10 protein-coding genes are annotated in these 12,713 nt (G+C 68.1%); 9 read left to right on the forward strand and 1 reads right to left on the reverse strand.

Going from position 1 to position 12,713, the window contains the following annotated elements:
• The 6 genes from ACWGSM_RS11850 to ACWGSM_RS11875 form a co-directional block, all read left to right on the forward strand.
• On the forward strand, window positions 1-965 hold a 965-nt coding region (locus ACWGSM_RS11850; protein WP_452323121.1), incomplete at its 5' end, for a carbohydrate ABC transporter permease.
• An 8-nt stretch (window positions 966-973) separates the two neighbouring features.
• Window positions 974-1,903: a carbohydrate ABC transporter permease gene (locus ACWGSM_RS11855; protein ID WP_452323122.1), complete on the forward strand. Its 930-nt coding sequence runs from the start codon at window positions 974-976 to the stop codon at window positions 1,901-1,903.
• Window positions 1,903-3,570, forward strand: a complete 1,668-nt coding sequence (locus ACWGSM_RS11860; RefSeq protein WP_452323123.1) for an amylo-alpha-1,6-glucosidase — start codon at window positions 1,903-1,905, stop codon at window positions 3,568-3,570. The genes ACWGSM_RS11855 and ACWGSM_RS11860 overlap by 1 nt, the downstream gene beginning before the upstream one ends.
• 86 nt (window positions 3,571-3,656) lie before the next feature.
• Window positions 3,657-4,976 (forward strand): ABC transporter substrate-binding protein, encoded by a 1,320-nt coding sequence (locus ACWGSM_RS11865; protein WP_452323124.1) that lies wholly within the window; start codon window positions 3,657-3,659, stop codon window positions 4,974-4,976.
• Entirely contained in the window at window positions 4,976-5,920 is a 945-nt protein-coding gene (locus ACWGSM_RS11870; RefSeq protein WP_452323125.1) for a carbohydrate ABC transporter permease, read from the forward strand. Before ACWGSM_RS11865 ends, ACWGSM_RS11870 begins: the two co-directional genes overlap by 1 nt.
• Entirely contained in the window at window positions 5,917-6,810 is an 894-nt protein-coding gene (locus ACWGSM_RS11875; RefSeq protein WP_452323126.1) for a carbohydrate ABC transporter permease, read from the forward strand. The genes ACWGSM_RS11870 and ACWGSM_RS11875 overlap by 4 nt, the downstream gene beginning before the upstream one ends.
• Window positions 6,811-6,862: 52 nt before the next feature.
• Here ACWGSM_RS11875 and ACWGSM_RS11880 read toward each other — a convergent pair whose 3' ends face one another.
• Window positions 6,863-7,519 carry a GntR family transcriptional regulator gene (locus ACWGSM_RS11880; protein ID WP_452323127.1) on the reverse strand — a complete coding sequence of 219 codons (657 nt, stop codon included), beginning with the start codon at window positions 7,517-7,519 and terminating at the stop codon, window positions 6,863-6,865.
• Between the two features lie 117 nt (window positions 7,520-7,636).
• Here ACWGSM_RS11880 and ACWGSM_RS11885 point away from each other — a divergent pair, with 117 nt between their 5' ends.
• From ACWGSM_RS11885 to gcvPB, 3 genes are read left to right on the forward strand one after another with little or no spacing between them, the layout of a single operon-like run.
• Complete coding sequence (locus ACWGSM_RS11885) at window positions 7,637-9,739, forward strand: beta-galactosidase (protein WP_452323128.1); 2,103 nt, start codon at window positions 7,637-7,639, stop codon at window positions 9,737-9,739.
• The gene (gene gcvPA / locus ACWGSM_RS11890; protein ID WP_452323129.1) at window positions 9,736-11,115 is read left to right on the forward strand and encodes an aminomethyl-transferring glycine dehydrogenase subunit GcvPA; all 1,380 of its coding nucleotides are present in this window, start codon (window positions 9,736-9,738) and stop codon (window positions 11,113-11,115) included. The genes ACWGSM_RS11885 and gcvPA overlap by 4 nt, the downstream gene beginning before the upstream one ends.
• Window positions 11,112-12,713: an aminomethyl-transferring glycine dehydrogenase subunit GcvPB gene (gcvPB, locus tag ACWGSM_RS11895; protein ID WP_452323130.1), complete on the forward strand. Its 1,602-nt coding sequence runs from the start codon at window positions 11,112-11,114 to the stop codon at window positions 12,711-12,713. Before gcvPA ends, gcvPB begins: the two co-directional genes overlap by 4 nt.

The raw sequence follows: 12,713 nt of genomic DNA on the forward strand, positions 1-12,713 counted from the left end.
CAGCAGTTGGGCCAGGGCGTCGGGTTCGGGGGCGCAGTCGTCGTGCTGCGGCACCCGCCCAGCCGATGCGCAAAGAGGCGGCGTGGCGGCGTCGCGACCGACTCTGGGGCTATGTGTTCGTCGGCCCGCAGCTGATCGGCATGGGGCTGTTCGTCGTCCTGCCGTTCGTCGCGAGCCTCGTGCTCGCGTTCGCGGACTGGGACGGCCTCGGTGAGCTGACGTGGGTCGGCGTCGACAACTTCGTCGACCAGCTGCAGGACCCGCTGCTGGGGCGCTCGATCCTCAACACCCTGATCATCGCGATCGTCACCGTGCCGATCGGCCTGGGCCTCGCCGTGGTCGTCGCCGTCGCCCTCGAACGGCTGAAGACGCGCGCCCTGTACCTCGTGCTGTTCTTCTCGCCGGTGGTCACGGCCACCGTCGCCATCGCCATGATCTGGCAGCAGATGTTCCGCGTCGACGGCGTGCTCTCGACCACCATCGCGAAGGTGTTCGGCGTCGACCCGCCGAACTGGCTGCAGGATCCCCGGCTGGCCCTGCTTGCGGTCTGCATCGTGACCATCTGGTCGTCGCTCGGCCTCAACGTCGTGATCTTCCTCGCGGGCCTGCAGAACATCTCGCCCTCGGTCATCGAGGCCGCCCGCATCGACGGCGCCGGCGCCGTGCGGCTGCTGCTCAGCATCCGCCTGCCGCTGCTCTCACCGATCGTCTTCTTCTCGTCGGTGATCGCGTTCATCTCCTCGCTGCAGACGTTCGACATCGTCTACGTGCTCGTCTCGGGTGGCGGACCCGACAACGCCACCAGGACCATCGTGTACCACATCTACGACCTCGGCTTCGCGCGGTTCGAGTTCGGCCCGTCGAGCGCGGCGAGCATCATCCTGCTCGTGCTCACGCTGGTCATCACGGCGATCCAGTTCGCCGCACAGAAGAAGTTCGTGCACTACGAGGACGATCCGGAATGAGCGGCATCATGACACCCCCGCTGACCGAGGGCCGCCAGAGCCCGTCCACCGACTCGACGGTCGCGATCGTCGCCCCCGGCACCAAGCGACGCCGTCCGGGCGGGACCGCGAGACGCCGCACCGGGCCGGTGCTGCTGCACATCGTGCTGATCCTCGCAGGCATCTCGATGGTCTTCCCGTTCATCTGGATGCTGCTGACCTCCCTCAAGACGCTGCCGCAGCTGCTGCAGAACCCGCTCGAGTTCCTGCCGGACCCGTGGACCGTCGACAACTACAGCGAGGCGTGGAACGCGGTGCCCTTCGGGCAGGCGTACCTGAACAGCCTCTACATCACGCTGCTCGTCGTCGCCGGCACGCTGGTCACGGCGTCGATGGCCGGCTACGCGTTCGCCCGCATCCGCTTCAAGGGCAGCAAGGTGCTGTTCATCGTCTTCCTCGCGACGCAGATGATCCCCGCGCAGGTGACGCTGATCCCCTTCTACCTCCTCATGTCCAACCTGGGCTGGGTCGACTCGCACCTCGCGCTGATCGTGCCCGGCATGATCGCCAACCCGTTCGCGGTGTTCCTCATGCGGCAGTTCGTGCTCTCGCTGCCGAAGGAGCTCGAGGAGGCGGCGCTCGTCGACGGGGCGGGACGGCTGCGCACGTTCTTCAGCATCGTGCTGCCCAACCTGCGTCCCGGCCTCGCGGCGCTCGCGATCATCACCGCGCTCGGCGTGTGGAATGCGTTCCTCTTCCCGCTCGTGCTGCTGAACTCGCCCGACCTGTTCACCGTGCCGCTGCTGCTCACCTCGTTCCAGGGCCAGCACGGATCGATCAACTACGGACTCGTGATGGCCGCCTCGGCGATCGCCACCGTGCCGATGCTCGTCGTCTTCGTCATCGGTCAGCGCAAGATCCTCAACAGCATGGCAGCGTCCGGACTGGGAGGGCGATGATGACGGATGCCGTGGCGGCCGACGCGGCGACGCTCTCGGCCCTCGCCGGGCGGCACCTCGACCTCGTCACCGCGCCGTTCACCCTGCCGCGCTCGCGTGTGCTGGTGTTCCGCGCCGACGAGGGTGGGGGAGTACGGGTGCACACCTCCGAATACGAGAAGCGGCTCAGTGACTGCCGGGTGCTCGACGCCGTGCGGGTGACGGATGCCGAGGGCCGGGTGCTTCCCGTCTCCGACGTGCAGCCCCATCGGATAGCGTTCGGCGCGGGCGCCGACACTGCGTCGCTCACCTTCGACGGACCGGGCGCGCTGAGCATCGCGGGCGGCGACGGCGCGCAGGCGACGCTCGTGCATCCCGACGGATGCGAAGAGCAGCATGCGCTCTCGCCCGCGGGCATCCGAATCCGCATCGCCGCGGATCGCGGCGTCGAGATTGAACCAGGCGACCACGCCGTCGCGCTCGCCGTGTGCGAGCGGCAGTGGCTCGACTGGTTCGCGAGGTGCCCGCGGGTGCGTGACGACCTGCAGGCGATGGCCGCCTTCTGCTGGTGGGTGCTCGGCGCGAACATCGTCGAGCTGCCCGCGCTCGGCGATGCGCGCGCCGTGGTGCCGTCGAAGATCGGCTACGTCGGGCTGTGGCAGTGGGACGCCTACTTCATCGCCGTCGGTCTGCGCCACGGCGACCCCGAGCTCGCCCGCGAGCAGCTCGACATCGCGTTCCGGTTCCCGGGCGACGACGGCCAGCTGCCCGATGTCGTGCACGAGCAGGGCATCCTCGCCAGCAGCGACGACCTGCCCGAGAGCGACCGCGCGACCCTACGTCGCGCGGGTTCGCAGATCGCCGACCCGTCGAAACCGGTGCCGCTGACCAAGCCGCCGCTTGCGGCGTGGGCGCTGCGCAAGGTGCTCGAGGTGCAGGACGACCCGGCGTGGGCGCGCGAGCAGCTCGGCCGGGTGATCCGATCGCAGGACTGGTGGTTCGCGAGCTCCGATCTCGACGGCGACCAGATGCCCGAGTACGGGCATCCGTACTCGTCGGGCCTCGACGACAGCCCGATCTTCGACGGTCCGATCCCCACCGCGGCGCCGGACCTGGGCGCGTACCTGGTCTGTCAGGACCGCGAGATCGCCGGTCTGCTCGGCCGATATCAGCCGGATGCCGAGACAGGGCGCTTCCTCGCGCGCGCGGAGCGCACGCAGACGCTGCTCGACGGGATGTGGGACGACGAGGCGGGACGCTTCCTCGCGCGCGGCGCGGGAGAGGGCATCCGCTCCGACACCGTCGTGGGCCTGATGCCGCTGCGCACCGGCTCGCTGCCGGACGGTATCCGCGACGCGCTACGCGCGGCGATCGACGACCCGGCGCGGTTCGCGCTCGAGTGGGGTCTGCCGACCGTGGCAGCCTCCGACCCGGACTTCGCGCCCGAGCGCATGTGGCGCGGACCGATCTGGATCAACACCAGCGCGCTCGTGGCCGAAGGCCTCGAAACCTCGGGATACCCCGAGCGGGCTCGGGAGCTGCGCGAGCAGACCGTGCGCCTCGTCGTGCACGGCGGCGGACCGCACGAGTACTACAACCCGCGCACCGGGCTGAAGGCCGAGCGCGCGACGACCGCGTTCGGCTGGTCGGCGGCGCTGTTCATCGACCTCGCCGTTGCGCTCAGCTGAGGTCCTCCTAGGGCCTCACCGCGAGTGGTGTGATCGTCACCCCGCGTGTACTGTATTCAATATCCAATAGACGTGACGAGGAGGTCATGATGAAACGAAGCGGCATGCTGGGGGTTGCACTCACCGCGACGGCGGCGATCGCCCTGACGGGATGCGCATTCGGAGGCGGAGCCCCCTCATCCGACGGTGCGGATCTCAAGAAGGGCGCCGCGGCCTCCGGAGAGATCACCATCTGGTCGTGGGATGTGGCCGCCACCGCACTCAAGCGCCTGGGCGGCGACTACGAGAAGAAGCACGACGGCGTGACGATCAACGTCGTCGACATCGGCTACGACAACGCCTACGACAAGATCTCCGTCGGCCTGCAGGCCGGCACCGGCCTGCCCGACATCATCACTCTCGAGACCGACAAGAACCAGAGCTACCTGAGTCAGTTCCCCAAGGGGTTCACCGATCTCAGCCCCGTGTTGGGCGATGCGAAGGACGACTTCGACCCGTTCAAGTGGGACACGGGGACCGATGCCGAGGGCAAGCTGCGGGTGGCCCCGTGGGACTCCGGCACCGTCGGCCTGTTCTACCGCACAGACTACTTCGATGCGGCCGGCATCGACCCGGCATCCATCGCCACCTGGGACGACCTCGTGACTGCCGGAGAGGCGATCAATGCGAAGACTGGCAAGACGCTGCTCACCGCCGACCTGTCGGATGGCGGGCCCTTCTTCATGATGCAGCAGCAGCAGGGTCAGGGCCTGTTCGACGAGAACGGCGACATCACCGTGAACAGCCCCGAGGCCGTGCAGACGCTCACCCTGCTGCAGTCCATGCAGCAGAAGGGGCTGATCAAGAACGCCAAGGGCTGGGACGCGAGCGTCACCAGCGCCAAGGACGGCGACTCCGCCGTCACCCCCGAGGCGGTCTGGTGGATCGGCACCCTCGAGGGCGAGGCGCCCGAGCTCTCGGGCGTGTACGGCGTGCGCGATCTTCCCGTCTTCAAGAAGGGAGGCGCGGCGACGTCGAACAACGGCGGCTCCGGGCTCGCCATCCCCACACAGGCGAAGAACCCGCAGCTTGCCGCCGATTTCATGGAGTTCGTGCTCGCCGACGCCGACAACCAGTCGAGCATGATGCAGCAGGAGGGTCTGTTCCCGTCGTACCTGCCGGCGCTGGAGTCGGACTACTTCCAGAAGCCCAGCGAGTACTTCGACGGCGAGAAGGTCTTCCAGATCTTCGGCGAGCTGACGAAGCAGATCCCCTCGATCACCTTCACCTCCGATCAGTCGGTGGCGGCCGATGCCGTCTCGAACGCCGTGGCGGCGGCGGTGCTCAACGGCGAGGACCCGAAGAAGGTGCTCGACGACGCCGCGTCGCAGATCGCCAACTCGACAGGCCGGAAGATCGCGGACTGATGTCTGTCATCAGTCCCACCCGGGGTGACGCCGCCACGCGGCGCACCCCGGGGGATGCCGACGAGCCGCGACGCAGGCGAGGGTTCGGGGCCCGGATGCAACGACCGGGAATGTGGTTCGTGCTGCCGGCCGCCGCCCTGCTGCTCGTCTTCTTCGCCTATCCGCTCGCGGTGTCGCTCATGCAGAGCTTCTTCCGCACCGAGGGAGGCGTGTCGACGTTCGTCGGGATCGACCAGTACGCCCGCATGCTGCGCGATCCGCTCATCGCGAAGAGCCTCGGCAACGCGCTGCTGATCCTCGTGGTGCAGGTGCCGCTGATGATCGCCCTCGCGGTCGGCCTGGCGTACCTGCTCAATCAGTCGTGGCTGCGCTTCCGCTCCGGCTTCCGGCTGATCACCTTTCTGCCCGCGATCACCACGCTCGTCGCCTACTCCGTGGTGTTCCGGGTGATCATGACGACTGACGGCGGCCTGCTGAACCAGGCGCTCGGGCTGCTGGGAGTCGCGCCGATCGATTGGCTGAACAACGAGTTCTGGGCCCGCGTCGCACTGATCGCGTCGATCACGTGGCGCTGGACCGGCTACAACATGGTGATCATCCTCGCCGGCCTTCAGGCCATTCCGCCGGAGCTGTACGAGGCTGCGCGGATCGACGGCGCAGGCCGCTGGCAGACCTTCTGGCATGTCGTCGTCCCGCAGCTTCGGCCGGTGCTGATCTTCACCAGCGTGACCTCCACCATCGGCGCGCTCCAGCTCTTCGATGAGAATTTCATCCTCACCGGCGGAGGGCCCAACAACGCCACACTCACACCGGTGCTGTACCTGTACAAGATCGGCTTCCAGCAGTTCGACTTCGGCTACGCCAGCGCCATCGCCTGGATGCTCGTCGTCCTCACCGCGATCATCGCGATCGTGCAGTTCCGCGTCATGAGGGAGAAGCCGTGACCACTCAGCTGATCACGACCGGAAGGTCCCGACGCACGGGCGTTCCGGAGCGCCGAGGAGAGCCGCTCGTGCGCAGACTGGTGCTCCGCGGGCCAATCTATGTGCTGCTGGTCTTCGCCGGCATCCTGGCGCTCGTGCCGTTCCTGTGGATGGTCATCGCTTCCACGCACCGCACATCCGATCTGTTCGTCACGCCCCTGCCGCTGCTGCCCGGTGGGGAGTTCTGGCAGAACCTGGGCAGGCTGCAGGAGAGCATCGGCTTCGGGCAGGTGATGCTCAACAGCGTGCTCGTGGCGGTGATCTACACCGCGTTCAGCGTCGTGGTCAGCGTGATGTGCGGCTACGGCCTCGCCACGTACCGGTTCCGCGGGCGCGGGGTGCTGCTGGGCGCGATCCTGGTGACGATGATGATCCCGATGCAGGTGCTGCTGGTGCCGCTGTTTCAGATGATGGCGAGCCTGGGCTGGATCGACAGCTATCAGGCGCTGATCGTGCCCTTTCTCGCCAACGCGTTCGGCATCTTCCTCATGCGCCAAGGATTTCTCGACTTCCCGGTCACCCTCATCGAGGCGGCGCGCATCGACGGGGCGTCCGAGCTGCGCACGTTCTACCGGATCGTGATCCCGGTGGCCAGGCCGCAGATCGCGGCGCTGATCATCTACACGTTCATCAGCCAATGGAACTCGTTCATCTGGCCGCTGCTCATGCTGAACACCGAGGCCAACTACACGATCCCCGTGGCGCTGAACACCATGATCGGGCTCAGCCGGGTCGACTATTCCGGGCTGATGCTCGGCTCGTTGCTCGCGACGCTACCGCTGTTCATCCTGTTCCTGGTGTTCCAGAAGCAGTTCGTCGCGGGACTTCTCGGCGGTGCGGTCAAGGGCTGACACCGGGCGCTCCGCCCCCGCCCCCGATGAGGAGGGCAGTGGGGTGGTTGCGTCAAGCGGTGAAGTAGGCGCTGGAGGCGTTGTCGAGGATGCGGCGCATGCCCTGCATCCAGTTGACCTTCAACGCCTCCACGGCCGCGGGCACATCACCGTCGGCCAGCGCGCGTGCGATTGCCGCATGCTCGGCGGCGACGCGCTCGACCTTGACGTCTTCGGCCACGAGCAGCGATTCGTACCGGTGGAACGAGCCGCGCACGCTCTCGATGACGTCGAGCAGGCGCTTGTTGGGGCACACCGAGAGCATGAGCGTGTGCCACTCGTCATCGCGGCTGATCACGAGCTTGTGCTCGACCAGTTCGTCGCTGAACGCATCTGCCAGTTCGACCAGGCGCGCCCCGACCGCCTTCAGCTCGTCGATGGGAGACAGCTCGAGGGCCAGGCTCTCGAGCGCGGCCATGACGGGGGCGAGGTCTTCGAACTCGCCCGCGCTGAGGGGCACGAACCGGAAGCCCTTGCCGTTCTCGCTGGTGATCTGCCCTTCGGACTCGAGGGCGATCAACGCCTCGCGCAGCGGCGTGCGGCTCACGCCGAGCTCGGCGGCGAGCTGCACCTCGTTGATGCTCTCTCCGGGCTTCGCCAGCCCGGTGCGCATGCGTTCGAGCAGTTCGCCGCGCACCTGCGAGCGGAGGTTCTTTCGTTCGATCGCCATGTGGTTGCCTCCCGAGCGTCAGCCTAGAGCTTGACCGGTTCCCGGATTCGCCATAGGGTGTTGTATACAGAATACATTGAACAGTGTGTTTCGTCCATCTCTCAGTGAGGAGCCTTCGTGACCGAGCACCGCGACGATGAGCGCATCCGGGAGGTCCGGATCGACGCTCTCGCCTACGGCGGCGACTACAACCCCGACCAGTGGTCGGAGGAGACCTGGCACGAGGACATCCGCCTCATGAAGGCGGCCGGCGTCACGATGGTGAGCCTGCCGATCTTCAGCTGGCCACAGCTCGAGCCGGAGCCGGGCGTGTACGACTGGGCCTGGCTCGACCGCATCCTGGACCTGCTGCACGAGGCCGGCATCCGCATCGACCTCGCCACCGCGACCGCCACCCCACCGTCATGGCTGCTGCGCGCGCACCCCGAGATGGCGCCCTGGGACTCCGAAGGGCACCGGCTCGAGTTCGGCTCGCGGCAGACCTACTGCCCGTCGTCGCCGATCTGGCGTGAGAACGTCGCGCGCATGGCGCGCGCGATGGCCGAGCGCTACGGCGATCATCCGGGTCTTGCGATGTGGCACATCTCGAACGAGTACGGCGATCACATCTCGCGCTGCTGGTGCCCCGAGTCGGCCCGGCACTTCCGCCGCTGGCTGCAGAATCGCTACGGCGACCTCGACGGCCTCAACGAGGCGTGGGGCGTGAACGTGTGGGGTCAGCGATACACCTCATGGGATCACATCGAGACGCCCAAGAAGGCGCCCGGTCCGATCAACCCCACGAAGCTGCTCGACTTCGAGCGGTTCTCGTCGGATGCGATGCTCGAGCTCTTCGAGGTCGAGATCGACGTGCTGCGCGAGGTCACGCCTGACATCGCGGTCACCACGAACTTCATGAGCATGTTCCGCGACCTCGACTACTGGGACTTCGCCGCCGTCGAGGACGTCGTCACCGACGACGCCTACCCCGAGCCCGCCGATCCGGCCTCGCACGTCGGCGCCGCACTGAACTACGGTCTGATGCGCTCGCTGAAGGGTGGTCGGCCCTGGCTGCTGCTGGAGTCGTCGGCCAGCGCGACCAGCTGGCGTGACATCAACGTGCCGAAGGTGCCGGGCAGGGTCCGGGTCGAGAGCCTGCAGGCCGTCGCGCACGGATCGGACGCGGTGATGTTCTTCCAGTGGCGTCAGGCCAAGTACGGGCAGGAGAAGTTCCACTCGTCGATGCTCGGCCACCGCGGCGAGAAGTCCCGCAGCTACCAGGAGACCAAGGCGCTCGGTCTCGAGCTCAGGAAACTCGAGCCGGTGCGCGGCACTCGGGTGCGCTCTCGCGTGGCGCTCGTCGTCGACTGGGACTCCTGGTGGGGATCGAGCGCCATCGAGTCGCTGCCCTCGCAGCGTCTGCAGTGGGCACAGCAGGCGCGCGCCTGGCATCGCGCGCTGCACACGCTCGGTCACCCCGTCGACACCGTCCGCGCCACGGGTCCGTTCGAGATGTACGACGTGGTGGTGGTGCCCAACCTCTACATCGCCGAGCAGCCGCAGGCCGACGCGCTGCGCGCCTTCGTCCAGCGGGGCGGACACCTGATCGTCGGACCGTTCTCGGGTGTGGTGGATGCCACCGAGAAGGTGCACGACGGCGGCGCCCCCGGGCCGCTGCGCCAGCTTCTCGGCATCGAGGTCGACGAGCAGTGGCCGATCGCCGACGCTCTTGTCGAGCGCATCGCCTACGGATCGGCCGATGCGGGCGCCGGCACCATCGACGTGCCCAGCTGGGCGGAATGGATCGAAGCGGACGCCGATGTCGAGGTCCGCGGTCGCTACGCGTCCGGCGTGCTCGACGGCCTGCCCGCCGTCACCCGTCGCAGCAGCGGTTTGGGCTCCGCGAGCTACCTGAGCGCCATGCTCACCGCGGACGGCATGCTGACCGTGTTCGCCGATCTTCTGCGTGCCGCCGCCCTTCCGGTGCGCGAGCATCTCGATGTGAACGCCGAGGCGGTCACCCGCTCAAACGATGACACCGATTACACGTTCCTGCTCAATCACGGCGCAGAGCCTCTGGCGTTCGAGGTGCCGGCACCCGGAGTCGACCTGATCACCGGTGACCACGTCGCCGGCGTCGTCGAGCTGCCCGGATACGGCGTCGCCGTCGTCGCCGCTCCTCGTGCGACCGAGATCCCGTTCATCACACTGGCCACACCCACTGCGAAGGAGCAGACATGACGCATCCGTTCGTGCATCCGTACATCCCCAACACCGCGCCCGAGTCGCGCGCCGCGATGCTCGCCGCCGTCGGCGCCGAATCGGTCGACGAGTTCTACGCCGACGTTCCCGAGTCGCTGCGTCTGGGCCGTCCGCTCGACCTGCCCGAGCCGTTCGTCGCCGAGCAGGACCTCGCCCGCCACGTGCGCGGCCTGCTCGCGAAGAATCACTCGACGCAGGAGCGCCTCAGCTTCCTCGGTGCGGGCACCTACAACCACTACGTGCCCGCCGTCGTCGACGAGGTCATCGAGCGCAGCGAGTTCCTCACCGCCTACGCGGGCGAGCCGTACGAGGACCACGGCCGCTTCCAGGCGCTGTTCCAGTACCAGTCGCTGATGGCCGAGCTGCTCGAGATGGACGTCGTGAACGTCCCCACCTACGACGGCTACCAGGCGACCGCCACGGGACTCACGATGTCGGGCCGGATCACCGGTCGCAGCCGCGTGCTCGTCGCGAGCGACGTGCTGCCCGCGAAGCTCGCCAAGGTGCACGACTACGTCCGCGCCCACCTGACTCTCGAGCACATCCCGACCGCCGGCGGCACGGCCGACGTCGCCACGGTCATCGCCGCGCTGGGCGACGAGGTCGCCGCCGTGTGGATCGAGACACCCAGCGCGACGGGAGCCGTCGAGGCCGCCCTGCAGCAGATCGCGGATGCCGCGCACGCGGCCGGCGCGGTCGTCGTGGTCGGCACCGACCCGATCGGCTACGGCGTGCTCACCCCGCCTGCCCTGCACGGTGCCGACATCGTCACCGGAGACATCCAGTCGCTCGGGCTGCACCAGTGGTTCGGCGGCGCGCACGGCGGCTTCATTGCCGTGCACGACGACACGCGCTTCGTCATGGAGATGCCCTCGCGCCTGTTCGGCCTCGAATCGACCGATGTGCCCGGCGAATACGGGTTCGGCGACGTGGCCTACGACCGCACCTCGTTCGCGCACCGCGAGGAAGGTAAGGAGTGGGTCGGCACGGCCGCGGCCCTCTGGGGCATCGCCGCCGGGGTCTACCTGTCGCTCATGGGGCCCGAGGGGATGGCCGAGCTCGGCGAGACCCTGCTCGCCCGCACGCGCTACGCACAGCAGGCGCTCGCGGCGATCGACGGCGTCACCCTCGACGACGAGGCCCTGCACCTGCGCGAGTTCACCGTCTCACTGCCGATCCCGGCATCAGATGTCGTCCGCGCCCTGCGTGAGAAGGGCATCGAGCCCGGCGTCGTCGTCGGCGAGCACCGCCTGCTGGTGTGCGTAACCGAGGTGACCACGCAATCCGACATCGACACCCTGGTCGCGGCGCTCGCCGCGGTCACCGCACCCGCTCTCGCAGAGGAGACGAAGTGACCCTCCCCGTCGCACCCAAGCCCGCACTGCGCCGCTTCCAGCAGGCACGCTGGGACGAGCCGATCATCTTCGAGCTGTCCACCCCCGGTGAGCGCGGGGTGCTCGTCTCGCAGGTCGAGCCGGGCATCCGCGAAACCGTGGGCGACGTCGTCGGCGACCTGCCCGAATCGCTGCGCCGCCCGGCGAAGGCGAAGCTGCCCGAGATGGGTCAGATGCGCGTGCTCAAGCACTACCTGCGCCTGTCGCAGGAGAACCTCGGCGCCGACTTCAACGTCGACATCGGCCAAGGCACCTGCACCATGAAGTACGCGCCGAAGATCAACGACCAGCTGGCTGGCTCCCCGCAGGTCACTGCCATGCACCCCTACCAGGATCCTGCCGACGCGCAGGGTGTGCTCGAGATCCTGTGGCAGCTCGAGCGGATGCTCGCCGAGATCTCCGGCATGGACGAGGTCTCGCTGCACACCCAGGGGGGCTCTGCCGCGATCTGGTCGAACATCGCCATGATCCGCAAGTACCACGAGGCGAACGGCGAGGCCGAGCAGCGCCGCGAGGTCATCACGACCATCTTCAGCCACCCGTCGAACGCGGCCGCCGCGAAAGCGGCTGGCTACGAGGTCATCACGGTGTACCCCGACGCCGACGGCTACCCCTCTCTCGACGCGCTGAAAGCCGCTCTCTCGCCGCGCACGGCCGCGATCATGGTCACGAACCCCGAAGACACCGGCATCTACAACCCGGCGATCCGAGAATGGGTCGATGCCGCACACGCGGTCGGCGCCCTCGCGTCGTACGACCAGGCCAACGCCAACGGCATCCTCGGCATCACCCGCGCCCGCGACGCGGGCTTCGACGTGTGCCACTTCAACCTGCACAAGACCTTCGGCACCCCGCACGGCTGCGGCGGCCCCGGCTCGGGGGCGAACGCGGTGAGCGCGGCGCTCGCTCCGTTCCTGCCCGGACCCCGCGTCGTGCGCGAAGACGACGGCACGTTCGCCGTCGCCGAGGCAGGGCCGCAGTCGATCGGCGCCGTCGGCCCGTTCTTCGGCGTCATCCCGGCGCTCGTCAAGGCCTACTCGTGGATCATGGCGCTCGGCGCACCCGGTCTGCTGGCAGCCGCCGAGACCGCGGTGCTCAACAACAACTACCTGATGTCGAGGGTGCTCGCGATCCCCGGCGCCTCCGCGCCGTACGCGACCGGCCGTCGCCGCATCGAGCAGGTGCGCTACTCGTGGGAGGAGCTGTACCAGGAGACGGGCATCTCGTCAGAGGAGATCGGCATCCGGATGTCGGACTTCGGCATGCACTACTGGACCAGCCACCACCCGTACGTCGTGCCGCAGCCGTTCACCCTCGAGCCGACCGAGTCGTACTCGATGGCCGAGCTGGACGAGTACGCCGACGCACTGGCCGAGGTGGCGCGTGAGGCGCGTGAGACCCCGGAGGTGGTGCGCACGGCGCCGCACAACCAGACGGTGCACCACACCCACCACGATGCGCTCGACGACCCCGAGCGCTGGGCGGTCACCTGGCGTGCGTACGAGCGCAAGTACCCGAGGACCGAGTCGGGGCGCTGCTTCGCCGCCGCCGAAGCCTGA

This window comes from Microbacterium sp. NPDC055521, from assembly GCF_053619695.1.